The sequence below is a fragment of the Maribacter sp. 4U21 genome (genome assembly GCF_002742365.1).
GTDB lineage: Bacteria > Bacteroidota > Bacteroidia > Flavobacteriales > Flavobacteriaceae > Maribacter.
Genome location: NZ_MDGN01000001.1, coordinates 106,330 through 130,656, shown reverse-complemented (window position 1 = coordinate 130,656; position 24,327 = coordinate 106,330). Strand labels below are relative to the sequence as shown.

Here is a 24,327-nt window from a genome sequence, read left to right as displayed (position 1 = left end):
TCAATTAATGACCAAAAGGTCAAAAAAATATGTAGACGCCAGTCATGAAGCTTTTGGGCTAAGATTGGCTACGAACATTTCGCTTATCAGCTCCTTATATTTCTCCCTTTACCCAGAAAAAGAAAAAGCATCCTATTTTCCTAAGTTACTGGATAAAATGGAACAACTTTTCTTAAAAAGACCCGAGGAACTAAAGGAACTTGACCTTAAACGGGCGAAAGTCGGTAATTGGTACCAAAGCGAACAATTGACCGGAATGCAATTGTACGTGGACCGTTTTAATAAAGACATTAAAGGACTGGATGAAAAACTTCCTTACTTTGAGGAACTAGGTATTAATTTTCTTCACTTAATGCCCATAACCACTAGACCTTCCGGTGAAAACGACGGTGGGTATGCCGTAAACAGTTATCATAAAATAGATGCCCGTTACGGAACCCGAAAGGAATTTTTGGCTTTCACTAAAAAAGCAAGGTCAAAAAATATGATCTTAATGCTGGATTTTGTGGTGAACCATACTTCGGATGAATTTGAATGGGCCAAAAAAGCAATAGCGGGTGAAGAAAAGTATCAGAATTATTACCACACCTATCCCGATAGACAAATCCCAGACGCTTTTGAAAAAACATTGCCGGAAATTTTTCCAGCTACGGCACCTGGCAGTTTTACTTATAATAAATCGATGGAGCGTTGGGTGATGACCTGCTTCAACAGTTACCAATGGGACTTAAATTATACCAACCCCGAGATACTTATAGCCATGTTGGAGAACCTCTTGAACTTGGCGAATATGGGTGTTGATGTAGTGCGTTTCGATGCGCTTGCCTTTCTATGGAAGAAAATAGGCACCATTTCTCAAAACCTGCCCGAGGCACATCAACTGGTTTCTCTCTTCCGTATGTGCTTACAGGTAATAGCTCCTGGGGTAATTCTTTTGGCCGAAGCCATTGTAGCACCAAGGAATATCATTAAATACTTCGGAGAAGGGCTTTTGGAAGGTAATGAGTGTGAAGTAGCCTATAATGCATCGCTGATGGCGCTGTTGTGGAATTCCATTGCGACCAAAAAGACGTCTTTATTATATAAAAGTTTACTGGAAACCCCTTCCAAACCACAAGATGGAACTTGGATCAACTATATAAGATGTCATGATGATATCGGGTTGGGTTACGACGACGATTTTATCCGTGACCTAGGTCTTTCTCCCAGAGAACATCGTAAATTCTTGCTAGACTATTATTGCGGTGGCTTAGACTGGTCTCCCGCAAAGGGCTTGCTGTTTATGTACAACCCCAAAAACGGCGATGGCAGAATTACCGGAAGCGCAGCATCCTTACTTGGGTTAGAAAAAGCACTGGAACAAAAAGATAAAAACAGCATCACGGAAGCTGTAGCCAAAATTCTAATGCTACATGGTATTATCCTCTCCTATGGAGGAATACCGTTGATTTATGCAGGGGATGAAATAGGAATGTTGAACGATTATACTTTCCTTGAAAACGAAGACCACAAGGACGACAGCCGCTGGGTAAATAGACCGAAGCAAGATTGGGAGGCGGTTAACAAATTGGCTTCAAAAAAAAATCACGCCAGTTCAATTTTTAATGGACTGAAAAAAATGATACAATTGCGAAAGAAACTCCCTGTTTTTGCAGATGTTTCTCCGCCTATAACTCACCCAAGCTCCAATCCGCATATTTTTGTTTTTGAACGCACTAATGGAAAAGATAGGGTGTGGGTAATTTCCAATTTCGATGAAAATACCCAATTTCTTCACGTCTCATGGTTGTTTACCATTGGCATACATCCAGAAAACAATCTCAAAGATGGTATTACCGGTAAAAAATTGAAGCTAGAACGTAATCTACTGCAATTAAGCGCCTATGAACATTTATGGATAATGGGGGGTTAATTGTAAGCTACTTTTCGTAAGATCCGTAAAGCTGCCTTTAACGAGTCATATATTTTTGGAAACTGTTCTTTAACGATACCCCTTGCTATTTCCATTTGTTGCTTGGCCTCTTCAAAACCGTTTAAATAACAAATTAAATACGTATCAGGAAGGTGCAAAACATCTTCTTCCTCTGTTGATTTCAAGGCTATACCCTGTTTTATTTTGGCCAGCAAACTGTTGTTGGTATTGTAAATATGATGCAAAATCTTCTTGTCGTAACGAGGCGGTTCAAAAACCAGTTCGGTCTGTATTTGATAGGTTCCGTTTTCTTTAAAAGTAATAACCAGTTCCTCTAAGGGATAATATCGTTGTTTGCCTTCTAATCCTAATTGAACATACTCCATTGTTGTAAAAGAATGGTCATCATAGGTGATGGTTACCTCATCCAGATCGGAATAGAACAGCTTTACTTGCTCGTTAATTAATTCGATGTCCACCCTGTTGTAATAGGTTTGCCCTTTGACTTCTTTTTTGTTGCCGGCCCAACATACGACAAACTGTTCCTTAAAGACTTTATAGTCGCTTTGCAAATCTTTATGGCGATGGTTTATGAAATCTATTACACCGTCCAAGGTGAGCTCTATATTATTCCGGGCATGCTGTTCTATGGTGGCGACAGCTTTAGAATTTACATCCTTCAACTCAATATCAAAGGCTTTTGGAAGGCTTACGCTACCCTCCCTAAAAAAGACGGAACCGCCATAATATTTCCAGATATTTTTGCGTAGGGAACAAATTTCCCCACTGGATTTAATGGTGACCAGACCTACCACCTTGCCCTCTGCCAATTGTGGAAAAGGAATATTCTCGTATGAAATCAGGGGTGGGTTATCCAAATAGGCATTCACCAAATTTTGGATCTTGCTATCATCAAAAAAATCGACACCAACCATTTGATTATCCTCATCCTCAACCCCGATGACGATAAATGAGTTGTTCATGGGATTACTATTGGCTAGAGCACAAACGTGTTTTAGAAATTTTGCCTTACCCTCTTTTTCCCCGATGGCAATAAAACGCTTTTTGTCGTAGAAACTATTCTCGTCGTTATGAGCAAGTAAGTTTTTGACCAATAAGCGTTTATTGATCATAAGGTTTTATTCACGATGGTTGATGAGGCTTGTGCCGTTGGCATAACCACCAAATCTGCAATATTTACATGATACGGTCTGGTCACCGTAAAAAGAATAATATCGGCAATATCCTCAGGTTTTAGAGCCTGAAAGCCTTTGTATACATTTTCTGCGCGCTCGTCGTCTCCTTTAAAACGCACCTGACTAAATTCAGTTTCCACCAAACCAGGGTTCAGGGCCCCTACGCGGATACCGTGTTGGTTTAAATCTATACGCATGCCTTGATTAATGGCGTCGACGGCATGTTTACTAGCACAATATACATTGCCCCTGGGGTATACTTCCTTACCCGCAGTGGAGCCTATATTGATAATATGCCCCTTGTTTTGAGTGATCATTTTAGGAATAATTGCCTTGGAAACGTATAATAATCCTTTGACATTAATATCTAACATTGCGTCCCAATCTGTTATGCTACCTTCTTGTATGGTATCTAAACCATGGGCGTTTCCTGCATTATTGATTAAGATGGAAATTTTTGAAAATTCCTCAGGTAATGAATCGATGGCTTTCTTTACCGCATCTTTATCCCGTACATCAAAATTTAATGTGTGCACTGTTGTCAATGCTCCCAATTGCTCTTTTAGATGAACTAAGCGTTCTTGTCTCCTACCACAGAGAATTAGTTTAAATTTATGATTTGCAAAAAGTTCGGCCGTAGCTTTTCCTATGCCGCTGGTGGCTCCGGTAATAAATACTGTTTCGTTCATATGCTTCTTTTTAAGCTACTTCATGTCCGTTACTCGCTTCTAAAAGTAGGAACCAATCTTCCAATTCTAAATCAATTTCTACGGCTTTCATAGCAAGTGCCAATCTTTCTGGTGTTGCAGTCCCCACAACGGGATGAATATTGGATGGATGTTTCAAAATCCAACTGAGCAATAATTGGTCTTCACTTGCCCCATACTTTTTACATAGATCATTTAATACTGATCCCATACGTTTTGTTTGTTCCGTTTCCTCCCTAAAGAAAGCTCCCAGCGGGCTCCAGGACATGGCCAACCGGTTATGGGCAAGACAATCGTCCAAAACGCCATTGTTCATCACCTCATTTGCCGTGAGTGAATATTCTATCTGATTCCCCTCAACGGGCACAACGGTCTCTAACAAAGCTATTTGAGAAGGAGTAAAATTAGAAACCCCAAATTGTCTTATTTTACCCTCTTTTTTAAGGTGGATAATTGCTTCGGCAATCTCACTTGGTTGCATCAGTGGGCTTGGCCTGTGTAAGAGCAGTACATCTAAATATTCCGTCTCCAGCAACTTCAAGGAGCGCTCCGCAGACCAAATTATATAATCCTTATCGTAGTTGTAATGCTTCACCTTGTTCGTTCTGGTCTTGGCATCAAATTGAATCCCACATTTGCTGATCAGTTGTATACTTTCACGCGAAATTGAGCTCTTCTTAAAAGCGGCGCCAAACTGTTCTTCCGTAGTATAGTCACCATAAATATCCGCATGGTCAAAAGTGGTGATGTTCAACTCTAGACAGCTGTTCATTAATGCCATCATTTCATTTGTTGCCAATTGTTTCCCCCAGTTGCCCCAAGTCATGGTACCGGCAATAATTCTGGAATAGGTAGTCATATGCTTCATAGGTAGGTGAAATTAAAAAGAATCCCTTAAATACTTCATAAAAACAAGGGGTTTTCGCATTTTTTAACCAATCGTTAACAGCTACTCAATGAATAAATTTTCAATTTGCACAACTGTTAAAATTATAAGCGTAAATTACCCTAAATATAAACGGATAAATGGAAGAAAATACTACTGTTGATATTAGCGCAGTGAATGAGAAAATAGCTCAGGAAAGTGCTTTTATAGATTTACTTGTTATTGAAATGAACAAGGTCATCGTTGGTCAAAAACACATGATCGAGAGACTGCTCATAGGACTGTTAGGGCAAGGCCATATCTTATTGGAAGGTGTTCCCGGTCTAGCAAAGACCTTGGCCATTAATACGCTTTCAAAAGCAGTAAAAGGTAGTTTTAGTAGAATTCAGTTTACTCCGGACCTTTTACCGGCAGATGTCGTAGGAACCATGATCTACAACATGAAAGAGAATGATTTCTCGATTAAGAAAGGACCCATATTCGCCAACTTTGTTTTAGCGGATGAAATTAACCGTGCCCCTGCAAAGGTGCAATCCGCATTACTGGAAGCCATGCAGGAAAAGCAGGTAACCATAGGGGACGAAACCTTTATTTTGGACAAGCCTTTTCTAGTGATGGCTACCCAAAACCCCGTAGAACAAGAGGGGACTTATCCTTTACCAGAGGCTCAGGTAGATCGTTTTATGTTAAAAACAGTGATAGATTATCCTAAAATGAACGAGGAGCAAATGGTCATGCGACAAAACCTCTTAGGCAATTATGAAACCGTAAAACCTGTTGTTTCCTTAAAACAGATACTTAGTGCCCAAAAAGCGGTCCGTGAAGTTTATATGGACGAGAAAATTGAAAAATATATACTGGATATTGTATTTGCTACTAGGTATCCAGAAAAATACAATCTTGAAAATCTAAAACCACTTATTAGCTTTGGTGCATCACCAAGGGGAAGTATTAATCTTGGGAACGCCTCTAAATGTTATGCCTTTATAAAGCGACGAGGGTATGTGGTCCCCGAAGATGTCCGGGCCGTTGTTCATGATGTTTTAAGACATAGAATAGGTATTACCTACGAAGCCGAGGCAGAAAACATAACTTCAGAAGAAATCATAAATAAAATCGTAAACGAGATTGAGGTACCATAGCGCTTAGCTTTTGACCAGTGGTGATATGTTTGGTAATACTACAACTTACAACTGCCCACTAGCTATGAACATTCCCAAATACCAGGATGGATACTAAAGAATTACTCAAAAAAGTTCGTAAAATAGAGATAAAGACCAGGCGTCTTTCCGACCATATTTTTGGTGGGGAATATCATTCTACGTTCAAAGGAAGGGGTATGACTTTTAGTGAGGTACGCCAATATCAATTTGGAGATGATGTACGGAGTATAGATTGGAACGTTACGGCCAGATATAACGAGCCCTACGTTAAAATTTTTGAAGAGGAACGCGAGCTCACGATGATGCTAGTAGTGGATATCAGTGGTTCGGAACTATTTGGAACCACCAATCAATTTAAAAATGAAATCATAACCGAAATTTCTGCAACCTTAGCGTTCAGTGCTTTGCAGAACAATGACAAAGTGGGCCTTATCTTGTTCTCTGACCAAGTAGAGCTCTTTATACCGCCTAAAAAGGGAAAGACCCATGTGTTGAGGATTATCCGAGAATTACTGGAATTTAAGCCCAAAAGCAATAAAACGGATATCGCAGAGGCCTTAAAGTACCTCACCAATGTTATGAAGAAAAAAGCTATAGTTTTTGTGCTTTCGGATTTTATAGCATCGGACTATGAACGCACCTTAAAAATTACAGGTAACAAACATGACGTTACAGGTATCCGGGTTTACGACGAACGAGAAGAACACATTCCTAATTTGGGAATGGTGCAAATGCAAGACGCCGAGACGGGAGCGTTAAGGCTGGTAAATACCCAGTCCAAAAAAGTGCGTAATACCTATGCTCAGTTCCATAAAGAGCGGGTCAATTATTTCAAGGAAACCTTTACCAAATCTGGCTGTGGTGTTCTTGATTGTAGAGTGGACGAGAGTTATGTAAAGAAACTATTAGGATATTTTAAACGAAGAGGTTGATGATGTATAGCGTTTTTACACCTAGAATTCAGCACGGTTCGTTTTTACTAAAACGAATTGTCTTTTTGTGCTTTGTTCTCGTTACATCCTTAATCGCTGCCCAAGAAAACCCTAAAATTACCTCAGCGGTAGACACCACCTTCATTAAAATCGGAGATCAAGTACAATGGACGGTTTCAGTTGAGGTAGATTCCGTTGATCAAGTTATATTTCCAGAAGGCCAAACCTTTTCGCCTTTGGAAACCGTGGAGGCTTACGCAACGGATACCACTAGAAAAAAGGATAGGCTTACATTACAGAAAATATATGCCCTCACACAATTTGACTCTGGCCGTTACAAACTACCAACCCAACGTATAGAGATTAATGGTACTGGCTATTTTACGGATTCCTTATTTATTGATGTTGCTACGGTTCCCGTAGATACTATCGCCCAAAATTTATATGATATTAAACCGCTGATTTCGGTCGAAAAAAATAATGCGGATCCATGGAAATATTTACTGATAGGACTCTTGATACTTTTAGTTTTAGCTGGGTTATTCTATTGGTTCGTACTTCGTAAAAAGCCGCTGAGCGAAGAAGAAAAAGAAGCCCTGTTGCCCCCTTACGACCGTGCATTGTTAGAATTAAAACGTTTAGAAAACTCAAAATACCTCATTCAGGACGAGTTCAAGGAATACTATTCCGAGTTAACCACCATAGTCCGTTCTTATTTAGAAGAAGACGCGCATGTATCAGCTTTGGAAAGTACCACCGGACAGTTGATAAATAAGTTGGAATTATTACGGGACTCCGGTGAGCTAGATTTAGAGATAGACACTATTAACCAGTTCAAGAACATTCTACAAACGGCGGATTTGGTGAAATTCGCCAAATCAAAACCTTCTACCGCAGCCGCGGAACGCGACAGAAAACTAGTGGAGCAAATTGTAGTACAGACACATGATGCTTTACCAGAGCCAACGGAAGAAGAATTGATGCAATTAGCAGAATACCAAGAAGAGCTCGAACGGAAAAAACAAAAGAAAAAGCTAATCATAGGAATAGCTTCCTTAGCGGCATTACTCCTCATCGGAACCACCATAGCAGGATTTAAATTTGGCTTCGCCTACCTGAAGGATACCGTTCTTGGACATCCAACAAAAGAATTACTGGAAAGCGATTGGATTTCTAGCTCATACGGCTACCCTCCTATTGTCCTAGAAACGCCAAAAGTACTGGTTCGGCAAGAGGTAAAGTTACCGCCAGAAGCAAAGGCCACAATTACGGACATACAGGCTTTTGGGTATAGAAGTGCCGTAGGCTTATTTACTATAGGCACTACCTCGGTAACCATGAACCCTGAGGCGGAACCCGATTTTGGCAAAACATTGGAACAAATCATCAAAGGTTTTGAAAGTCAAGGCGCTAAAAATATCATTACCAAGCAAGAAGAGTTTACTACCATTAGTGGTGTAAAAGGCCAGAAAATATTTGGTAGTGGAAAATTCGCCGTGCCAGAATCTGAAGAATTAATCAAAGGAAAATACACCGTGCTCTTGTTCGGCGGCAAGGGTTTTCAGCAATACATAATTATCACTTGGCTGGATGATGACACTTATGCACAAGAAATTGTAGACAGAATATTAACTACGGTAGAGGTTAAAACGGAAGTTTAAATGTTAGAGAATATATCCTTTGCAAATCCTGATTTCTTTTGGCTATTTCTATTACTGCCAATTGCAATACTATGGTATATTTTTAAACAAAAAGAACAGAACGCCTCGTTACGCATAGCCACTATTAACGCATTTGGTTACAGCAGTTTTTTGCCCAAACTGAAACATGTACTTTTCCTATTAAGGCTTTTAGCTCTGGCGGCCATCATAGTTGCCATGGCAAGACCACAGACAGAAGATATTTCAACACGAACCAAAACAACGAAGGGTATAGATATCGTTATCGCTATCGATGTCTCTTCGAGTATGTTGGCCAAGGATTTGAAACCTAACCGATTGGCCGCCCTAAAAAAGGTAGCTGCAGACTTCATAAAAAAGAGACCTAACGACCGTATTGGACTTGTAGCTTATGCTGGTGAGAGCTTTACTAAAACCCCAATTACTACGGACAAGTCTATAGTTTTGGGTGCTCTTAGAGAGATAACCTATGGACAATTAGAGGACGGAACGGCCATTGGTATGGGACTGGCCACCTCTGTAAACCGACTAAAGGAAAGCAAGGCAAAAAGTAAAATTATTATTCTCTTAACGGATGGTGTCAATAATTCTGGCTTTATTGAACCCCAAACGGCAGCAGACCTAGCTATTGAGTTTGACATTAAAACGTACACTATTGGTCTAGGCACCAATGGCAACGCCTTAACACCAATTGCTTATAACGCCGATAAATCGTTTAGATATGGTATGCGGCAAGTAGAAATAGATGAAGAACTGCTGCAGGATATTGCGCAAGTTACAGGCGGAAAATACTTTAGAGCCACTGATAACGAAACGTTAGAGGAGATATACGACGAGATCAACAAACTAGAAAAAACGGAAATAGAAGAATTCAAATATTATAGATACGAAGAAAAATTTAGACCATGGATACTAATAGCAGGAGCGCTATTACTTTTAGAATGGATTTTAAGAAATACGGTATTTAGAAGCTTTGTGTAAATGACCTCGGAGCAAATCCAAGAGGCATTAGAAGAAAAGCCATTATTTATTTCGACGCAAGCGTCGGAGCATTATAAATCTCGATTATCGAGTACATTATGATTCAGTTAGACGAAAAAATATATTTCTATTTGCTTTTCATCCTTCCGGTGATAGTAACTCTATTCCTGCTTTTACTGCTATGGAAAAAAAGAACACAAAAGAAATTTGCGGATAGCCTGTTACTCAAAAGACTGACCCCTAATAAATCTCAATACAAAGGAACTTTAAAACTACTTTTTTTCCTGTTAGGTCTTTCTGGGCTCATTATAGGTCTCGTAAACCCCAAAATCGGGACCAAGTTGGAAACGGTGAAAAGAGAGGGTGTGGATATCGTTTTTGCTGTCGATGTTTCTAAAAGTATGTTAGCCGAGGATATTGCTCCCAACAGAATGGAAAAGGCCAAACGACTGGTTTCGGAAATCATTAATCAGTTGGCCAGCGATCGGGTAGGTATTATTGCCTACGCAGGACAAGCCTTTCCACAATTACCTATAACGACCGATTATGGTGCGGCCAAAATGTTTCTGCAAAGCATGAATACGGACATGCTAAGCTCTCAGGGAACGGCAATTAATGAAGCTATTGAATTGGCAACAACCTTTTATGATGATGATGAACAAACCAATAGGGTGCTTTTCATAATTTCCGACGGTGAAGATCATTCTGGTGGGCAGACCTTAAACGCTGTTGAAGAAGCCATTGATGCCGGCATCAAAATATATACTATAGGTGTTGGTAAGCCTAAAGGTGCCCCAATCCCTTTAAAAAGAAATGGCGTCCTGGAAAGTTTAAAAAAGGATTTGCAGGGTGAGGTGGTCATCACAAAACTAAATCAAGAAGTACTGATAGATATCGCCGAAGAAGGCGATGGAGCCTATATAGATGGTTCAAATACGGAGGATGCCGTAGCCTTTATTAAGGAAGAATTGCTTCAAATGGATAAAAAAGAGTTTGAAGCCAAACAATTTGCGGAGTACAAAGACCAATTTCAATGGTTCCTGGGAGCAGGTCTTTTGTTCCTTTTTTTAGATATTTTTATCTTGGACCGTAAAACCAAGTGGCTTAAGAAATTAAATCTTTTCAACGAAAAACATATCGAATAAAATGAAGAAGTTTATACCCCTACTATTCTTGTTCTTTATGTCGGCATTGATCTTTGCCCAGGATGAAGAATTAAAAGAAAAGCAGCAGAATCTCAACAACTCAATTAATTATACATGGAATGCTAATAAGAAATTGTCCGATAACAATTTTATTGAAGCCGAGGTAGATTACAGAAAAGCTATCGCAAAAAGTCCCGATAACGCCGCAGCACCCTACAATTTAGGAAACGCCTACTACAACAATGCCACCTTTAGCGAGGCCTTTGGCAGATTTAAAGAGGCCGGGGAGACTGCGACGAACAAAAAGGATAAGCACAAGGCCTATCACAATATGGGTAATGTTTTTATGAAGCGTAAAGACTACGCCAAAGCCGTGGAAGCCTACAAAGAGGCTTTGAGAAATAATCCAAAAGATGAGGAAACAAGATACAATTTAGCACTAGCGAAAGAGCTCTTGAAGAAGGACGAGGATAAAAAAGATAAAAACGACGAAAACAAGGACCAAAAAGACAAGGACGACAAAAAAGATAAGGAAGGGGATAATAAGGATAAGAAAGACCAAGATAAAAAAGACGAGGGAGACGAAGGAGATAAGGGTGATAAAGGAGACGAGCAGAAAGATGAAAACAAAGAAGGAGACGGCGATAAGAAAGAGGAACAGAAGAAAAAGCCAGAGCAAGGAGACCAACCTAAAGAACAGCAGCAACCACGGCCCAATCAGCTATCCAAACAACAAATAGAGAATTTGTTGCGAGCAATGCAAAATGCAGAGAAAAAAGTACAGGATAAAATTGACGCTAAAAAAGTGAAGGGCGCCAAAATTAAAAATGAAAAGGATTGGTAATACGCTATGAATTATAAGAAGCTCATTGTTTGCATACCCTTATTCTTGTTCGCCATTTTTCTGGGCGCTCAGGATAAGAATGCGGTGACTTTTGAAATGAAACTGAGCAAGTCTAAACTTGGTATCAACGAGCGTCTTAGGGTAGATTTTACCATGAACAAGGACGGAGATAACTTTAATCCTCCTGACTTTGCCGGCTTCAGGGTACTCATGGGCCCTTCGCAATCCATAAGTTCTTCCTGGATTAATGGAGTGCGTAGTTATTCTAAAACCTATTCGTATACCCTTGCTCCTACAGCAAGAGGTAAGTTCACCATTAAGCAGGCAACCATAGTCATTGATGGGCAAACTTTTAAATCTCTTGCAAAAGATATCGAGGTAACTGCGGCAGTAGACAAGCCTAGTGATCAAATGACCGCTGATGACGTTGCCGATGAAAATTTACATTTAGTGGCCGAGGTTTCCAAAACAAACCCCTATTTGAACGAGGCCATAAGTGTTGTTTATAAATTATACGTAAGTCCTACCATCAGTGTGTCCAACTATCAGCCCTTGGATAACCCCAAATACAACAACTTTTGGAGTCAGGATATTAAGGTGTCTAGCTTAAACGCTCAAAACGGGACTTACAAAGGGAAACCTTATCGATATGTAATACTTAAAAGAGTGGTTCTGTATCCTCAAAAATCAGGGGAGTTGGAAATTGAGCCGTTATCCCTAGATGTTACTGTTGATGTTCCTACAAACAAAAGAGATTTTTTTGGCGGTAGGGTCTATTCACAAACCAATAAAACTGTCTCTGCCGGCAAACGTACCATCAACGTAAAAAGCCTTCCTATTAAAAACCAGCCTGAGGATTTTAATGGAGCTGTGGGCGATTTTGATTTTTCCGTTTCTACCAGTAAGACCAGCCTTAACGCGTCTGAATCTTTACAGGCCATAGTTGAGGTCAGTGGCAGGGGAAACATAAAATTATTTAAGCTTCCAGAGCCTGTTTTACCGAGTTCGTTAGAGGTTTACGAACCTGAATTTACAGAAGGCGTACGCACAACCTTAGGCGGAATGCAAGGAAAAGTCAGTAACAACTTTACAATCGTTCCCTCCTTTAGAGGTAAGTATCCGATTCCTCCTATAAAATTCAGCTATTTCAACCCAAAAACGGAAAAATACACTACGTTAAGTTCTGATGAAATTATAGTGAATGTCTTAGAGGGGCCATCAAATGGTGTTTCTAACACCACCGGCACGGCAGGCTCTAACAAACAAAATGTAATCGCTGCCAATAATCAATTTAATTTTATAAAACTCGCCCCTAACTTAAAGCCCATTGGGTCTAATTATTTTTTTGGTTCTAACTTGTTCTATGCACTGTTGTTAGGGCCTTTATTGTTAATTCCATTAGCTATTTTATTCAGAAAAAAAAGAGATGAAATTGCAAGTGATGTAGTAGGGAACAAGGTTAAAAAGGCAAATAGGCTCGCTAGAAAATATCTTTCAAAAGCCAAAAAAGAACTAGGTCAAAAAGAATCTTTTTACGTTGCGCTAGAAAAGGCGTTACACAATTATTTAAAGGCCAAATTAAAGATAGAGACCTCGGAATTCAGTAAGGATAAAATAGCTGAACTACTTTCAAAAAAACAAGTGGATGACAATACCATTAACAGCTTTGTTGAACTTCTTAAAAATTGCGAAGCGGCAAGGTATAGTCCTTTCTCCGATGTGCAAATGCAAAACGACTACGATAAGGCAAGTGAAACAATATCAGTAATGGACAAGCAACTATAGGCAAGTGAAAAGATTTTGTAACATATTGGTTCTACTATTTGGTTTCCTGGTTTTTGCACAGGAAGAAACCCTGTTTGATAATGCCACGGCAGCCTACAATGAAGGCGACTACGAAAAGGCAATAGGTTTTTACAATACTATTTTGGAAGACGGACAGCACTCCGCATCACTCTACTTTAATCTTGGCAACTCCTATTATAAATTAAACGACATTGCTCAAAGTATCTACTACTATGAAAAAGCCTTGTTATTAGCGCCTGAGGACAAAGAAATAATGAATAATTTGGGGTATGCTCAACAAATGACCTTAGATGCTATAGACACCATGCCAGAAACAGGCCTTTCCAGGTTCTATAAAACCATTACCGCTCAACTGTCCTTTGATCAATGGGCCAAGCTAGGAGTGGGGTTGATGATTTTATTCGTAATACTCTATATCGTCTTTTATTATGCGCAATATGCTTCTAGAAAAAGATGGGCATTTATCGGTAGTCTGGTGTCCTTGTTTCTCACAATTTTGAGCATAGTTTTTGCCTTTGTACAGTACAGTGATTTTCAAAAGCAACAACCTGCAATCGTATTCGCAGATGAAATAGGAATACAATCAGAACCCAACACGGGCAGCGACGAAATATTTGTATTACATGCAGGCACCAAAGTAAACATTATTGAGAAGCTCAATGATTGGAAACGCATAAGGCTCGCCGACGGTAAAACTGGTTGGGTACCCTCACAGCATATTAAGGTCTTAAAAGATTTTTAGATTATTTTAACAAATAGCAGTAGCAATACTATTATATTTACATTACATGTTTTAATAGTATGAGATTATCATTTGTTTTATTTTTCTCTATTTTGGTTTCTATCGCTATCGTTGCGCCCTCGGTAGTGACGCTATTTGAATTGGATAACGATATCACTCTATTCGCAGATTTCAACGAAGATGAAAGTAAAAATGAAGAGAAGAACGAACTGGACGAAAACCTTATATGGTTCGATGCACGTATTATTGTTGTCTCTTCTTTGGAGAAAAAATCATCCAACCATAGCAACAACTTTTCAAAAACTTATTATGCCAATTCCGTGGAGACTTTACTGCCTCCTCCCAAATTAAAAGTATAATTTTTCACATCCTTTTTTCTAAGTAAACAATCTATCCTGACTTCTTTTTAGGACTAAAAATCATCTTCTATGTTCAAGTATTTAAAAAATGACCTCCCTGCCAGTATTGTGGTGTTTTTCGTAGCACTGCCGCTATGTCTAGGTATAGCATTGGCAAGTGGCGCACCGCTCTTTTCAGGGTTAATAGCCGGTATCGTGGGGGGAATAGTAGTAGGGTCTTTAAGCGGTTCTAAAATAGGCGTAAGTGGTCCCGCCGCCGGTTTAGCCGCTATTGTGTTGACCGCTATTGGCGCCTTGGGAGGGTATCAAAACTTTCTATTGGCCGTCGTTCTTGGTGGTATAATTCAAATAGTCTTTGGTATTCTTAAAGCAGGAATTATTGGATATTATTTTCCTTCTTCCGTAATAAAGGGAATGCTTACTGGAATCGGTATCATTATTATTTTAAAACAGATTCCTCACTTCTTCGGTTATGATCCTGACCCAGAAGGAGACTTTGCTTTCTTTCAGGTCGATGGGCAAAATACCTTTTCTGAAATTCTGGAAACCATTAATAATATTAGTCCGGGAGCTACTTTAATAGCCATAATAGGGTTAAGTATTTTACTATTGTGGGACAAAGTCCTTTCTAAAAAAGGTAAATTCTTCCAACTAGTGCAGGGCCCGTTAGTAGCTGTTGCTGTAGGCATTCTATTTTATATCCTTACCAAAGACAGTGAAACTTTAGCTATATCCGCAGAACACTTGGTAAGTGTTCCAATTCCTGAGGATGCTGCTTCATTTTTAGGGCAATTCAGTTTTCCAAATTTCGGGGCAATTACAAATCCTCAAATTTGGGTGACCGCATTTACTATTGCACTTGTGGCCAGTTTAGAAACTCTACTCTGTGTGGAGGCAACGGACAAACTTGATCCCGAAAAAAATGTAACCCCTACGAATAGGGAGTTATTAGCGCAGGGAACAGGAAATATTATTTCGGGCTTAATCGGTGGGTTACCCATTACCCAAGTTATCGTTCGTAGTTCAGCGAACATTCAATCTGGAGGAAAAACTAAAATGTCCGCAATAATTCATGGCTTTTTTCTTTTGATATCGGTTATTTTAATACCCCGATTACTCAATATGATTCCGCTTTCGGTTTTGGCAGCTGTTCTATTTATAGTAGGTTTTAAACTTGCTAAGCCTTCATTGTTCAAACAAATGTATGCCTTGGGCTGGAAACAATCCGTTCCCTTCTTTGTAACGGTTATCGGTATCATTTTTACCGACCTTTTAATAGGCATAGGACTTGGACTTGCCGTAGGTATTATCGTCATTATGATAAAGAGTTACCAGAATTCACATTTCCTACATATTGAGGATAAAAGTGATGGTAAGCACAAAATTAAAATGACCCTGGCAGAGGAGGTTACCTTTTTTAATAAGGGTGCCATTCTCAAGGAACTGGATAGTTTACCAAGAGAAACCTATTTGGAGCTAGATGTGAGGAAAACGAGGTATCTCGACAACGATATCATTGAAATATTGGATGATTTTACCTTTAAGGCGAAAGAAAGGAATATTGATATTAAATTAGTGTCTGAAAGGGGTATCGTAGAGAACCCGGATAGTTTTATCGAATTCTTTAAATTGAGACCAAAAATAGCTCAACCCGAAAAAGGATAAAGAACAAAATTATCCAAATGAAGATACAGTACATTTAAGACGTTAAAAGTCGTAAAAGGCACAGTTGTCAGAAAAAACATAGCGTATATTCAAAGACCTATACTATCATAAATTACCTCAAAATTCCTATTTTACAAAAGTAAAGGATAGTACGGTCCTAATTAAAACTAAAAGAACAATGAAAGCACATACCAAAGAAACCCAAGCAGCGATAACCCCAGATGCCGCCATACAATTGTTAAAGGAGGGGAATGATAGATTTGTTGCCAACGATATGGTACCCCGTAATCTATTGGATCAAGTAAACGATACAGCTCAAGGACAATACCCATTTGCCACTGTGCTAAGTTGTATTGACTCTAGAGTATCCGCAGAACTTATATTTGATCAAGGTGTCGGTGACATCTTTAGTGCACGAGTAGCAGGGAACATTGTTAATGAAGACCTACTTGGAAGTATGGAATTCGCGTGTAAATTAGCAGGAACTAAAGTAGTAGTAATATTAGGGCATACCGCTTGTGGTGCGGTAAAAGGAGCTTGTGACGATGCTAAAATGGGTAATCTTACTATTCTTTTGCATAAAATTAAACATGCCGTAAGAGCTGTAAAAGAGCCAGCGGATAAAAGTCAGCGAAATTCAAAGAACATCGATTTTGTGAACGAAGTGGTCCTCAAGAATATTGAATTAACCATAGAAGATACCCGTAGTCTCAGTCCTATCCTTCAGGAAATGGAGGACAATGGTGAAATTAAGATTATTGGCGCTATGTACGATATAAAAACGGGCAAAGTAAGCTTTCTAGACTAGCCGTTTAAAGTTTAAAAAAGCCAATACGATTGTATTGGCTTTTTTAGTTGACCAAGGCATTATATACTCCTCTAGAAAATTTGGTCACCATCATTTGTTATCCAAGCTAACACTTGGATGATTTTAGCACCAAGTATCGGAACTTCTAATCTGAATAATATCGTTCTGACCTATTAAAGAGCAATCAACCCTGTTATCGTCAACTTACCCTACTCCAAAACAGGCATAATCATATAAAAGTTTTAAATTTGCCGCTTTATAAGACCATTATGATCGAGACGATTAGGGAACATATTTTACAGGTAGAAAATTTCACCGCCAAGGATAAAGCGGCCGTGGAAGCTTTTCGAATTAAATATTTGGGAAAGAAAGGATTATTGAACGACTTTTTTGCAGAATTTAAAAATGTTCCCAACGAACAAAAAAAGGAATTTGGTCAAAGTATCAATCAATTAAAACAAGCAGCACTACATAAAGTTGACAGCCTTACTAAAACCTTAGAGCATAATTCAGAACAAGAAGGTGTCTTTGGAGATTTAACTCGCCCGGGCGAACCAATCGAACTTGGTGCAAGACATCCCATTTCTATTGTAAAAAATAGAATTATTGAAATATTTTCCCGTATAGGTTTCAATGTTTCCGAAGGACCGGAAATAGAAGACGACTGGCATAATTTTACAGCCTTGAACCTTCCGGAGTATCACCCGGCAAGGGATATGCAGGATACCTTCTTCGTGCAGACCGATCCAGATGTATTGTTGCGCACCCACACCTCCTCGGTACAAGTACGTTATATGGAAAACAATCAGCCTCCAATACGTACCATATCTCCGGGAAGGGTATATAGAAACGAGGCCATTTCGGCAAGGTCTCATTGTTTTTTTCATCAGGTGGAAGGACTTTACATAGATAAGGATGTATCTTTTGCCGATTTAAAACAAACCTTGCAGTATTTTACAACGGAGCTTTTTGGTAAATCCAAAATACGTCTAAGACCATCGTATTTCCCTTTTACCGAACCAAGTGCAGAGGTCGATGTGTACTGGGGTTTAGAGACTGAGACGGATTATAAAATGACGAAAGGGACAGGTTGGTTAGAAATTATGGGCTGCGGTATGGTAGACCCCAATGTTCTTAAAAATTGTGGTATCGATTCTGATGAATACTCGGGATTTGCATTTGGAATGGGAATTGACCGTATTGCCCTTCTTCTTCATCAGATTTCTGATATTCGCCTTTTAAGTGAAAACGATCTTCGTTTCCTAGAGCAGTTTAGAAGTGTATTGTAAAAACATTGATTCTGAGCAGTGAAAAAAGATATTGAAATTCCCTTAGTTAAAGATGTTTACGTTGCCATTGCCCATGAATGGAACAAGGAGTTTCTTTCCAAAGATTGGAACGCCTACATCCTCAATGGCGGTAGTACTCCCATAGAAATGGTTCTTATCGTATCCAAGGGTTTTGACGGAGAAACAAAAACCTCTGTGATGCGACACGCCATAGCCGTTGTCGCGGCAAATTCTTTTGAAAAGATTGAAGTGGTAAAAGAAGAGGTTTTGGCCTTGACTAACGAATTTTTCGTCACCTACTATATAGGGAGCACACTGTTCGAAAAAAGATTTACCTTCAAAAAAGGCAGTGTTTCGGAGTCTGCCCTAACTCCATTACCAATACTCGGTCAGGAAGGTATTATGGCCCAGTAAGAGGGTTATTCAATATAAAACTGTACTCAGTTCTAGAGATTTTCAGTTTTTAGCCAAATTCTATTCGTTCTTATAGAAATCGTAATCATTTATTATACTTTAAATTTTCAACTTAGCCTTTACAAGCTTATTTTTAATGGTGCTTAGGCCTTAAAAGTAAAAGTGTTCAACTTAACTGCCCAAGATGGGGTCAGGGGTTGCCTTTTAGACTGAAAAAAGAAATACGAATAGTACTGGCCGTCAAAACAAAATTATAACTAACCTTAAACTACGTCAATGCTGAAAAATATTTTTGATTTTAGTAATATCAAAGGAGATTTAACTGGTGGCCTCGTTGCCGGAGTGGTAGCGTTACCTTTGGCATTGGCCTTTGGTGTACAGTCTGGGCTAGGAGCAATCTCAGGACTTTACGGTGCCATTGCGGTAGGTATTTTGGCAGCTCTTTTTGGGGGCACATTAACACAGGCCAGCGGACCTACGGGCCCCATGACCGTAGTATCGGCAGCCTTGGTAGCAAGTGCTATAGATATTGCCGGAAGTTTAGAAAGCGCTATGGGTATTATAATACTCGCTTTTTTATTGGGTGGCGTACTACAGATACTTTTTGGGCTTATTAATATTGCCGGATATATCAAATACTTTCCCTATCCGGTTGTTTCTGGATTTATGAGTGGCGTAGGTTTAATTATCGTTATTCTACAACTATTCCCGTTTGCAGGATTGGATTCTGCTAAATCTACGGTAGGAGTAATGCAGGATTTACCCCGACTGTTTACGGATTTTAACTGGCAGGCACTAGCACTTGGAGCATTAACCGTGCTTATTTACTATGTTTTTCCGAAAATAACCAAAGCGGTGCCAAGCCCCTTAGTGGCGCTAATCGTTGCTTCTTTGGCAGCTTTTTTCCTAAAATGGGACGTGCCGGTCATAGGGGAAATTCCTTCTGGTCTTCCCAGTTTACAACTAGATGGCATCTTATCCATAGATAGTTCGGCTTATTATCTTATTGCGGAATATGCTTTGGTACTGGCAGTTTTAGGTTCCATTGATTCGTTGTTGACATCGGTCATTGCAGATAATATGACCAAGACCAAACACAATAGTAATCGTGAACTAATTGGGCAAGGTATTGGTAATGCCGTTGCGGCGATGTTCGGCGGTATTCCAGGAGCAGGTGCTACAAAGGGTACTGTTGTAAACATCAACTCTGGAGGTAGAACAAGGTTATCTGGCATGTTCCATGGTCTGTTTCTTTTAGCCGTTTTATTGGGTCTAGGCTCTTTGGCAGCGCATATTCCACTCGCCGTACTCGCAGGAATACTAATTCCAATAGGATTTAAAATAGTGGACACCAAGGGACTAAAACACTTGACAAGTGTGCCACGGGCCGATGCTGTAGTGCTTATTGTTGTACTTCTTTTTACGACCTTCGGTAGTTTAATACAAGCAGTAGGTATTGGTCTTATTCTTGCCTCCTTACTTTTTATGAAGAAAGCCAGTGATCTTGGTGAAGAAGGCATTGAGGTGGGTCTGTTGGCTGGTTTTGATGGGGAAAAACCTTGGAAAGACGAGGAAGAATTCTACAATAAGTACAAAGATAGGGTTGCGATAAAACACCTTTATGGACCACTTTTTTTCGGGTTTACCTCACATTTTAAAGATCAATTACAGGAAATCTCAGAAGTAGATGCGCTAATCATTCGTTTTGACCAGGTTCCCTATATAGACCAATCCGGATTATATGCCCTGGAAGATGCCCTTTTAGAGCTTGACAAAAAAGGTATCAAAGTTTTGCTGACCGGCTTACAGACCCAACCAATGGATTTACTTTCCTCAATTGATATTGTACCGGACCTTGTGCCCGAAGAGCAGCTTTTTGAGGATATTGAAGGTAGTTTTGAGTGGTTAAGGACCCATTTAAAAGGATTTGAATGATAGCCAGTCAAAAGGCGGTGTAGTTCTACTATTCTTATTTTCAATAATTTATAATATGTCTTATCCGTAAAGTGCGTCCAAAAATGGCTGCGATATACACAAAAAACCTACTATTTGACACGGCCTAACTGTGAATTTCGCTTTTTACGGGTGTTCAATTTTCATTATATCTATTTTAACCCTCTGATTTTTATGGTATTGCGATAGGTTTTTTATTAGCTCAATTCTAACTTAGTAACCATAGCTAATCCAACAAAAAAACTTCTCATGAGAACAGAAAAAATAAACCGTAGAAATTGGTTAAAAAAAGGTGTTTTAACTGCTGGTGGAGTCATCGCTGCACCCTATTTAAGTTTTGCGGAGACATCCCGAACACCCATTACCCTAGACCTTAATGGAGACGCAATCTATAGTCCTTTTTTTAAGGAATATTTACTAGATACTGAAAGGGAGTTCCCCGTTCTATCCGCAAAATTAAACGCCAACGAAAATCCTTATGGCCCCTCTCCAAAAGCACTTGAAGCATTAAAAACTAACGCTTTTAAAGGTAACCGTTATGCATGGAAGGAACTATTTGAACTCATGGACAAAATTGCCGAAGTTGAAGGGGTTCAACGTGAAAATATAATGATGGGGCCCGGGTCCTCTGACCTTTTGGAAAAAACCGCTGTTACGCTATTCATGAACGGAGGAAACGTTGTATCTGCAGACCCAGCTTATATGTCCCTAATACGCGTGGCAAAGGCCGCAGGTGGCACCTGGAAAGCCGTTCCTTTAAAAGAGGACTGGTCCCATGACCTAAAAGCCATGGAAGCCGCTATAGATAAAGATACCAAGTTGATATATATCTGTAATCCTAATAACCCTACGGGAACTATTACGGACTACAATGAACTCTTGGATTTTTGCTCTAGGGTCTCCGAAAAAGTGCCCGTTTTTATAGATGAAGCTTATCTAGGTTTTCTTGAAGATGGTGCCAAAAAGAGCATGGTCTCCCTGGTCAACAAAGGAAAAGACGTCATCATTGCGCGCACCTTTTCAAAAATTCATGGTATGGCTGGTTTAAGAGTAGGGTACGCCGTTGCGCAGAAAGCTACTTTAGACAGACTTCAAATAATTACTCGTGCCGGGATGGGCATATCATATCCATCGGTATTTGCGGCAATGGCGGCAATGGATGATGTCGAATTTTTGGACCGATCTAGAGCACTTAATGCAGCATGTAGGGAGTATGTTTACCAAAGTCTTGATGCCATGGGCATAGCATATGTGCCTTCGCACACCAGTTTTATGATTTTCCCGATTGAAATGGAAGGCAAGGATTTCCTTCAAAAAATGACCGATTTAAAGGTCGGCGTACGTGCTTTTAACTTTATAGGAAAAAATTGGTGTCGCGTAAGTATGGGTACTATGGAAGAAATGAAAATCTTTACCTCAGCCCTAAAAGATGTAATTGCGTAGGATGGACTTAACTTTACAAAAGACCATAACATTTGTACTATTTATTGGTATCGGCATACTCTTAAAACTGAAATTCAAGTCTAAGGAAGAGTTGACCGGCATTAAGAAGATTATTCTAAACCTAGCGCTGCCCGCTACTATTTTCTTAGCACTAATAGGGGTTAAAATCGATAGCGCACTACTATCCCTTCCATTTTTAGCTCTGATGCTAAATATGATTCTATTCCTAGTGTTTCCATACCTAATTCCCCTTACGGGTATTGCCAAGAATAGTCCGCAATATAGAACTGCTAGACTACTCGTTCCCTCATTGGCACCTGGACTCTCCTGTTTTCCTTTTGTCATAGAATTTTTGGGCGATGATTATCTGGCTAAGGCCGCCATGGCAGATTTGGGGAATAAGGTTTTTGTGCTGATTATCCTTTATCTAGTAGCAATGAACTGGTACTATCGTAAAAGAGCTGTGAAAACAACATCAAACACTAAAAAAATTAAATCTTTGGTATTGGCAATGATTTCAGAACTGTAGCTTTTGGCCGTTTTCGCATATTGCACTGGTTGATGCCCAAGAGAACAGAATTGCCAAAAGCAAACGTACGTTTAACTCCAACTTTGCTGTAAATATTCTGGCACTTTCCTTCCCATTATCAACGGTATTAATTTTAGGAATTCTTTCCAGTGGAAGCTTATTTTCAAGCGCAACTCCGGTTTTCTTACTGGGAGCAATTCTTATGAGCTTGGGAATACTGCCCTTTATCATAAAAAACATTAAAGCGATACGAAGAAAAGCGGCCAAGGAAAAAATGCAATGGGTAATCTTTAAGACATCGTATACAGAGAGTCTTTAGTAACGCAACCCTTAACGTTTCTTGGCATCTTATGAAAGATATGATGCTAAAAAGTAAAGTGGCTCTTTGCCTAATTATACTGCTATTTTCTTGTAAGGACGATGAAGGACTTGGTGAATGTGCTCTTATAGATTGTGCCGCTCAAACTTTTGCCCTTGAATATATTGATGTTGACGGAAACAATCTTATTGCCAATAACTACTATTCATTAGAGAATATCACTATTACGAAGGATGGTGAGCAGCTTAATTTTGGCCAACAACAAGGTGACGAAGTGGTCTACTTTTTTGTTGCGGGAACTAACGGCAGTAATACCTATAACATAAAGCTAAACGATACGGAAACGGACGAATTAATTCTCGACTTATCTAGAATAAAATCCGACCTAGAATGCTGTGGTCCGTATTTCACTGTAAATAGCTCCACCTACAATGACGAAACAATCGAAATTGCAGAAGGTCAGAATTCCTTTATTGAAAAAATCACCATTGTAAAGCCATAAGTAATATTCGTTCCTTCAAATTAATACAAATCTTAAAACCATCAATCATGACCCATTATATAGCACATCCCCTTATAAAAAACTTAAAAACAAAACTTTCTTTCCTCGGGCTTACGTTATTATTTATCTTTAGTTGTGACAACAATTCGCGTACTGACTGCGCTACAGTAGTATGTGCCCAACAGCTATTACTTATTGAACTGGTCAATGAAGAAGGCGTCAACTTAATCACGAACGAAACGTATTCCTTAGAAAACATCGTTGTTTCCAAAGATGATATTCAGGTCAACGACTCTGGAAACTCCTCAACGGAAACTATTATAATTTTTATTTCTGGTATGGAAGGTAGTAACACCTATGAAGTTTTCTTGAACGATTCCGAAACCGATATTTTGGTATTAAACCTTAGAAAAAATAGTTCAGGTAGTGATTGTTGTAGTCCGCCATTTACTATTGAAAAAGCCACCTATAATGAAACAGACATAGAAATAATTCGCAAAGAATCTGCATTGGAGCGTATACGCGTAGTTAAGTAGTTCGCCATTCGCTAAATGGCATCTTGCTTAATTGAGAATTATAATATTTGGTTTCTCCGGTGACTTCCCTTCCCAGCCATTTTGGCTTCGTAAAGACCTCGTTTTCGAAATCTAGTTCAACCTCCGCAACAATTAAACCTGTATTGGGGCCATAAAACTCGTCGACCTCAAAGACATGCTTGCCGTAAGGTATTTCATATCTGGTTTTCTTCAAAGTACCTTCTTCACATAACTTCAACAAAGCTTCTGCTTCTTCCGGGCTTATTTCTTTTTCCCACTCAAAACGTGAAATGCCCGTTTTATTGGACCTGCCTTTTATTGTGATAAAACCCTCTTCTCCCTTTAATCGAATCCGAACTGTCCTATCAGGGTCCGTGTTCAAAAAACCTTGGACTATTCTAGTTTTTGAAATTGCTTCCTTCTTAAAAATAGCTGATGTTACCAAAAACTTCCGTTCAATTTCAATCATTCTATAAACTAGTATTACGAACTGATTTAAGTTGTCATAAATTTACAA

At 39.3% G+C, this 24,327-nt stretch carries 24 protein-coding genes; 19 read left to right on the top strand and 5 right to left on the bottom strand.

Annotated features, from left to right (window positions below; translation table 11 throughout):
- The first annotated feature begins 7 nt into the window (after positions 1–7).
- The gene (locus tag BFP77_RS00570) at positions 8–1,912 is read left to right on the top strand and encodes an alpha-amylase family protein (protein ID WP_257212811.1); all 1,905 of its coding nucleotides are present in this window, start codon (positions 8–10) and stop codon (positions 1,910–1,912) included.
- On the opposite strand, the gene BFP77_RS00565 is transcribed toward BFP77_RS00570, so the two are convergent.
- From BFP77_RS00565 to BFP77_RS00555, 3 genes are read right to left on the bottom strand one after another with little or no spacing between them, the layout of a single operon-like run.
- Complete coding sequence (locus BFP77_RS00565; RefSeq protein ID WP_099572142.1) at positions 1,909–3,045, bottom strand: ATP-binding protein; 1,137 nt, start codon at positions 3,043–3,045, stop codon at positions 1,909–1,911. The genes BFP77_RS00570 and BFP77_RS00565 overlap by 4 nt on opposite strands.
- A complete protein-coding gene (locus tag BFP77_RS00560) occupies positions 3,042–3,797 on the bottom strand; it encodes an SDR family NAD(P)-dependent oxidoreductase (RefSeq protein ID WP_099572141.1) in 756 nt (251 codons plus the stop codon). Before BFP77_RS00560 ends, BFP77_RS00565 begins: the two co-directional genes overlap by 4 nt.
- 10 nt (positions 3,798–3,807) lie before the next feature.
- Entirely contained in the window at positions 3,808–4,683 is an 876-nt protein-coding gene (locus BFP77_RS00555; RefSeq protein ID WP_099572140.1) for an aldo/keto reductase, read from the bottom strand.
- A 158-nt stretch (positions 4,684–4,841) separates the two neighbouring features.
- Here BFP77_RS00555 and BFP77_RS00550 point away from each other — a divergent pair, with 158 nt between their 5' ends.
- From BFP77_RS00550 to BFP77_RS17160, 16 genes are all read left to right on the top strand, one after another.
- Positions 4,842–5,843 carry an AAA family ATPase gene (locus tag BFP77_RS00550; protein WP_099572139.1) on the top strand — a complete coding sequence of 334 codons (1,002 nt, stop codon included), beginning with the start codon at positions 4,842–4,844 and terminating at the stop codon, positions 5,841–5,843.
- A gap of 86 nt (positions 5,844–5,929) precedes the next feature.
- A complete protein-coding gene (locus BFP77_RS00545; RefSeq protein WP_099572138.1) occupies positions 5,930–6,796 on the top strand; it encodes a DUF58 domain-containing protein in 867 nt (288 codons plus the stop codon).
- 2 nt (positions 6,797–6,798) lie between these two features.
- Entirely contained in the window at positions 6,799–8,457 is a 1,659-nt protein-coding gene (locus tag BFP77_RS00540; RefSeq protein WP_373604810.1) for a hypothetical protein, read from the top strand.
- On the top strand, positions 8,458–9,456 hold the full coding sequence (locus BFP77_RS00535; RefSeq protein ID WP_099572137.1) for a vWA domain-containing protein: 999 nt from the start codon (positions 8,458–8,460) through the stop codon (positions 9,454–9,456).
- A gap of 98 nt (positions 9,457–9,554) precedes the next feature.
- Complete coding sequence (locus tag BFP77_RS00530; RefSeq protein WP_099572136.1) at positions 9,555–10,601, top strand: VWA domain-containing protein; 1,047 nt, start codon at positions 9,555–9,557, stop codon at positions 10,599–10,601.
- Between the two features lies 1 nt (position 10,602).
- Positions 10,603–11,445 (top strand): tetratricopeptide repeat protein, encoded by an 843-nt coding sequence (locus BFP77_RS00525; protein WP_099572135.1) that lies wholly within the window; start codon positions 10,603–10,605, stop codon positions 11,443–11,445.
- Between the two features lie 6 nt (positions 11,446–11,451).
- Positions 11,452–13,230, top strand: a complete 1,779-nt coding sequence (locus BFP77_RS00520) for a BatD family protein (RefSeq protein WP_099572134.1) — start codon at positions 11,452–11,454, stop codon at positions 13,228–13,230.
- 4 nt (positions 13,231–13,234) lie between these two features.
- Positions 13,235–13,993, top strand: coding sequence for a tetratricopeptide repeat protein (locus BFP77_RS00515; RefSeq protein WP_099572133.1), 759 nt, complete (start codon positions 13,235–13,237; stop codon positions 13,991–13,993).
- Positions 13,994–14,052: 59 nt separating this feature from the next.
- A complete protein-coding gene (locus tag BFP77_RS00510) occupies positions 14,053–14,352 on the top strand; it encodes a hypothetical protein (RefSeq protein ID WP_099572132.1) in 300 nt (99 codons plus the stop codon).
- Between the two features lie 69 nt (positions 14,353–14,421).
- On the top strand, positions 14,422–16,017 hold the full coding sequence (locus BFP77_RS00505) for a SulP family inorganic anion transporter (RefSeq protein ID WP_099572131.1): 1,596 nt from the start codon (positions 14,422–14,424) through the stop codon (positions 16,015–16,017).
- A 178-nt stretch (positions 16,018–16,195) separates the two neighbouring features.
- Positions 16,196–16,825 (top strand): carbonic anhydrase family protein, encoded by a 630-nt coding sequence (locus tag BFP77_RS00500; protein ID WP_099572130.1) that lies wholly within the window; start codon positions 16,196–16,198, stop codon positions 16,823–16,825.
- Between the two features lie 269 nt (positions 16,826–17,094).
- Positions 17,095–18,114: a phenylalanine--tRNA ligase subunit alpha gene (gene pheS, locus BFP77_RS00495; protein WP_099572129.1), complete on the top strand. Its 1,020-nt coding sequence runs from the start codon at positions 17,095–17,097 to the stop codon at positions 18,112–18,114.
- Positions 18,115–18,132: 18 nt separating this feature from the next.
- Positions 18,133–18,528, top strand: coding sequence for a hypothetical protein (locus BFP77_RS00490; RefSeq protein ID WP_099572128.1), 396 nt, complete (start codon positions 18,133–18,135; stop codon positions 18,526–18,528).
- 276 nt (positions 18,529–18,804) lie between these two features.
- On the top strand, positions 18,805–20,463 hold the full coding sequence (locus tag BFP77_RS00485; RefSeq protein WP_099572127.1) for a SulP family inorganic anion transporter: 1,659 nt from the start codon (positions 18,805–18,807) through the stop codon (positions 20,461–20,463).
- Positions 20,464–20,730: 267 nt separating this feature from the next.
- Positions 20,731–21,924: a pyridoxal phosphate-dependent aminotransferase gene (locus BFP77_RS00480; RefSeq protein ID WP_099572126.1), complete on the top strand. Its 1,194-nt coding sequence runs from the start codon at positions 20,731–20,733 to the stop codon at positions 21,922–21,924.
- Between the two features lies 1 nt (position 21,925).
- The gene (locus BFP77_RS17160; protein WP_257212809.1) at positions 21,926–22,453 is read left to right on the top strand and encodes a hypothetical protein; all 528 of its coding nucleotides are present in this window, start codon (positions 21,926–21,928) and stop codon (positions 22,451–22,453) included.
- Here BFP77_RS17160 and BFP77_RS17155 read toward each other — a convergent pair.
- A complete protein-coding gene (locus tag BFP77_RS17155) occupies positions 22,442–22,684 on the bottom strand; it encodes a hypothetical protein (protein WP_257212808.1) in 243 nt (80 codons plus the stop codon). The two genes, BFP77_RS17160 and BFP77_RS17155, sit on opposite strands and share 12 nt — an antisense overlap.
- A gap of 128 nt (positions 22,685–22,812) precedes the next feature.
- On the opposite strand from BFP77_RS17155, the gene BFP77_RS00470 reads away from it, so the two are divergent.
- On the top strand, positions 22,813–23,274 hold the full coding sequence (locus BFP77_RS00470) for a hypothetical protein (protein ID WP_180272276.1): 462 nt from the start codon (positions 22,813–22,815) through the stop codon (positions 23,272–23,274).
- Positions 23,275–23,321: 47 nt separating this feature from the next.
- A complete protein-coding gene (locus tag BFP77_RS00465) occupies positions 23,322–23,810 on the top strand; it encodes a hypothetical protein (protein WP_099572124.1) in 489 nt (162 codons plus the stop codon).
- Here BFP77_RS00465 and BFP77_RS00460 read toward each other — a convergent pair.
- Positions 23,803–24,279 (bottom strand): CYTH domain-containing protein, encoded by a 477-nt coding sequence (locus tag BFP77_RS00460; RefSeq protein WP_099572123.1) that lies wholly within the window; start codon positions 24,277–24,279, stop codon positions 23,803–23,805. The genes BFP77_RS00465 and BFP77_RS00460 overlap by 8 nt on opposite strands.
- Positions 24,280–24,327: the final 48 nt, after the last annotated feature.

Excerpts from the sequence above, each read along its gene's own strand:
- BFP77_RS00570 (WP_257212811.1), top strand. The coding sequence starts at position 8 with ATGACCAAAAGGTCAAAAAAATATGTAGACGCCAGTCATGAAGCTTTT.
- BFP77_RS00565 (WP_099572142.1), bottom strand. The coding sequence starts at position 3,045 with ATGATCAATAAACGCTTATTGGTCAAAAACTTACTTGCTCATAACGAC.
- BFP77_RS00560 (WP_099572141.1), bottom strand. The coding sequence starts at position 3,797 with ATGAACGAAACAGTATTTATTACCGGAGCCACCAGCGGCATAGGAAAA.
- BFP77_RS00555 (WP_099572140.1), bottom strand. The coding sequence starts at position 4,683 with ATGAAGCATATGACTACCTATTCCAGAATTATTGCCGGTACCATGACT.
- BFP77_RS00550 (WP_099572139.1), top strand. The coding sequence starts at position 4,842 with ATGGAAGAAAATACTACTGTTGATATTAGCGCAGTGAATGAGAAAATA.
- BFP77_RS00545 (WP_099572138.1), top strand. The coding sequence starts at position 5,930 with ATGGATACTAAAGAATTACTCAAAAAAGTTCGTAAAATAGAGATAAAG.
- BFP77_RS00540 (WP_373604810.1), top strand. The coding sequence starts at position 6,799 with ATGTATAGCGTTTTTACACCTAGAATTCAGCACGGTTCGTTTTTACTA.
- BFP77_RS00535 (WP_099572137.1), top strand. The coding sequence starts at position 8,458 with ATGTTAGAGAATATATCCTTTGCAAATCCTGATTTCTTTTGGCTATTT.
- BFP77_RS00530 (WP_099572136.1), top strand. The coding sequence starts at position 9,555 with ATGATTCAGTTAGACGAAAAAATATATTTCTATTTGCTTTTCATCCTT.
- BFP77_RS00525 (WP_099572135.1), top strand. The coding sequence starts at position 10,603 with ATGAAGAAGTTTATACCCCTACTATTCTTGTTCTTTATGTCGGCATTG.
- BFP77_RS00520 (WP_099572134.1), top strand. The coding sequence starts at position 11,452 with ATGAATTATAAGAAGCTCATTGTTTGCATACCCTTATTCTTGTTCGCC.
- BFP77_RS00510 (WP_099572132.1), top strand. The coding sequence starts at position 14,053 with ATGAGATTATCATTTGTTTTATTTTTCTCTATTTTGGTTTCTATCGCT.
- BFP77_RS00505 (WP_099572131.1), top strand. The coding sequence starts at position 14,422 with ATGTTCAAGTATTTAAAAAATGACCTCCCTGCCAGTATTGTGGTGTTT.
- BFP77_RS00500 (WP_099572130.1), top strand. The coding sequence starts at position 16,196 with ATGAAAGCACATACCAAAGAAACCCAAGCAGCGATAACCCCAGATGCC.
- pheS (WP_099572129.1), top strand. The coding sequence starts at position 17,095 with ATGATCGAGACGATTAGGGAACATATTTTACAGGTAGAAAATTTCACC.
- BFP77_RS00485 (WP_099572127.1), top strand. The coding sequence starts at position 18,805 with ATGCTGAAAAATATTTTTGATTTTAGTAATATCAAAGGAGATTTAACT.
- BFP77_RS00480 (WP_099572126.1), top strand. The coding sequence starts at position 20,731 with ATGAGAACAGAAAAAATAAACCGTAGAAATTGGTTAAAAAAAGGTGTT.
- BFP77_RS17160 (WP_257212809.1), top strand. The coding sequence starts at position 21,926 with ATGGACTTAACTTTACAAAAGACCATAACATTTGTACTATTTATTGGT.
- BFP77_RS17155 (WP_257212808.1), bottom strand. The coding sequence starts at position 22,684 with ATGATAAAGGGCAGTATTCCCAAGCTCATAAGAATTGCTCCCAGTAAG.
- BFP77_RS00470 (WP_180272276.1), top strand. The coding sequence starts at position 22,813 with ATGATGCTAAAAAGTAAAGTGGCTCTTTGCCTAATTATACTGCTATTT.
- BFP77_RS00465 (WP_099572124.1), top strand. The coding sequence starts at position 23,322 with ATGACCCATTATATAGCACATCCCCTTATAAAAAACTTAAAAACAAAA.
- BFP77_RS00460 (WP_099572123.1), bottom strand. The coding sequence starts at position 24,279 with ATGATTGAAATTGAACGGAAGTTTTTGGTAACATCAGCTATTTTTAAG.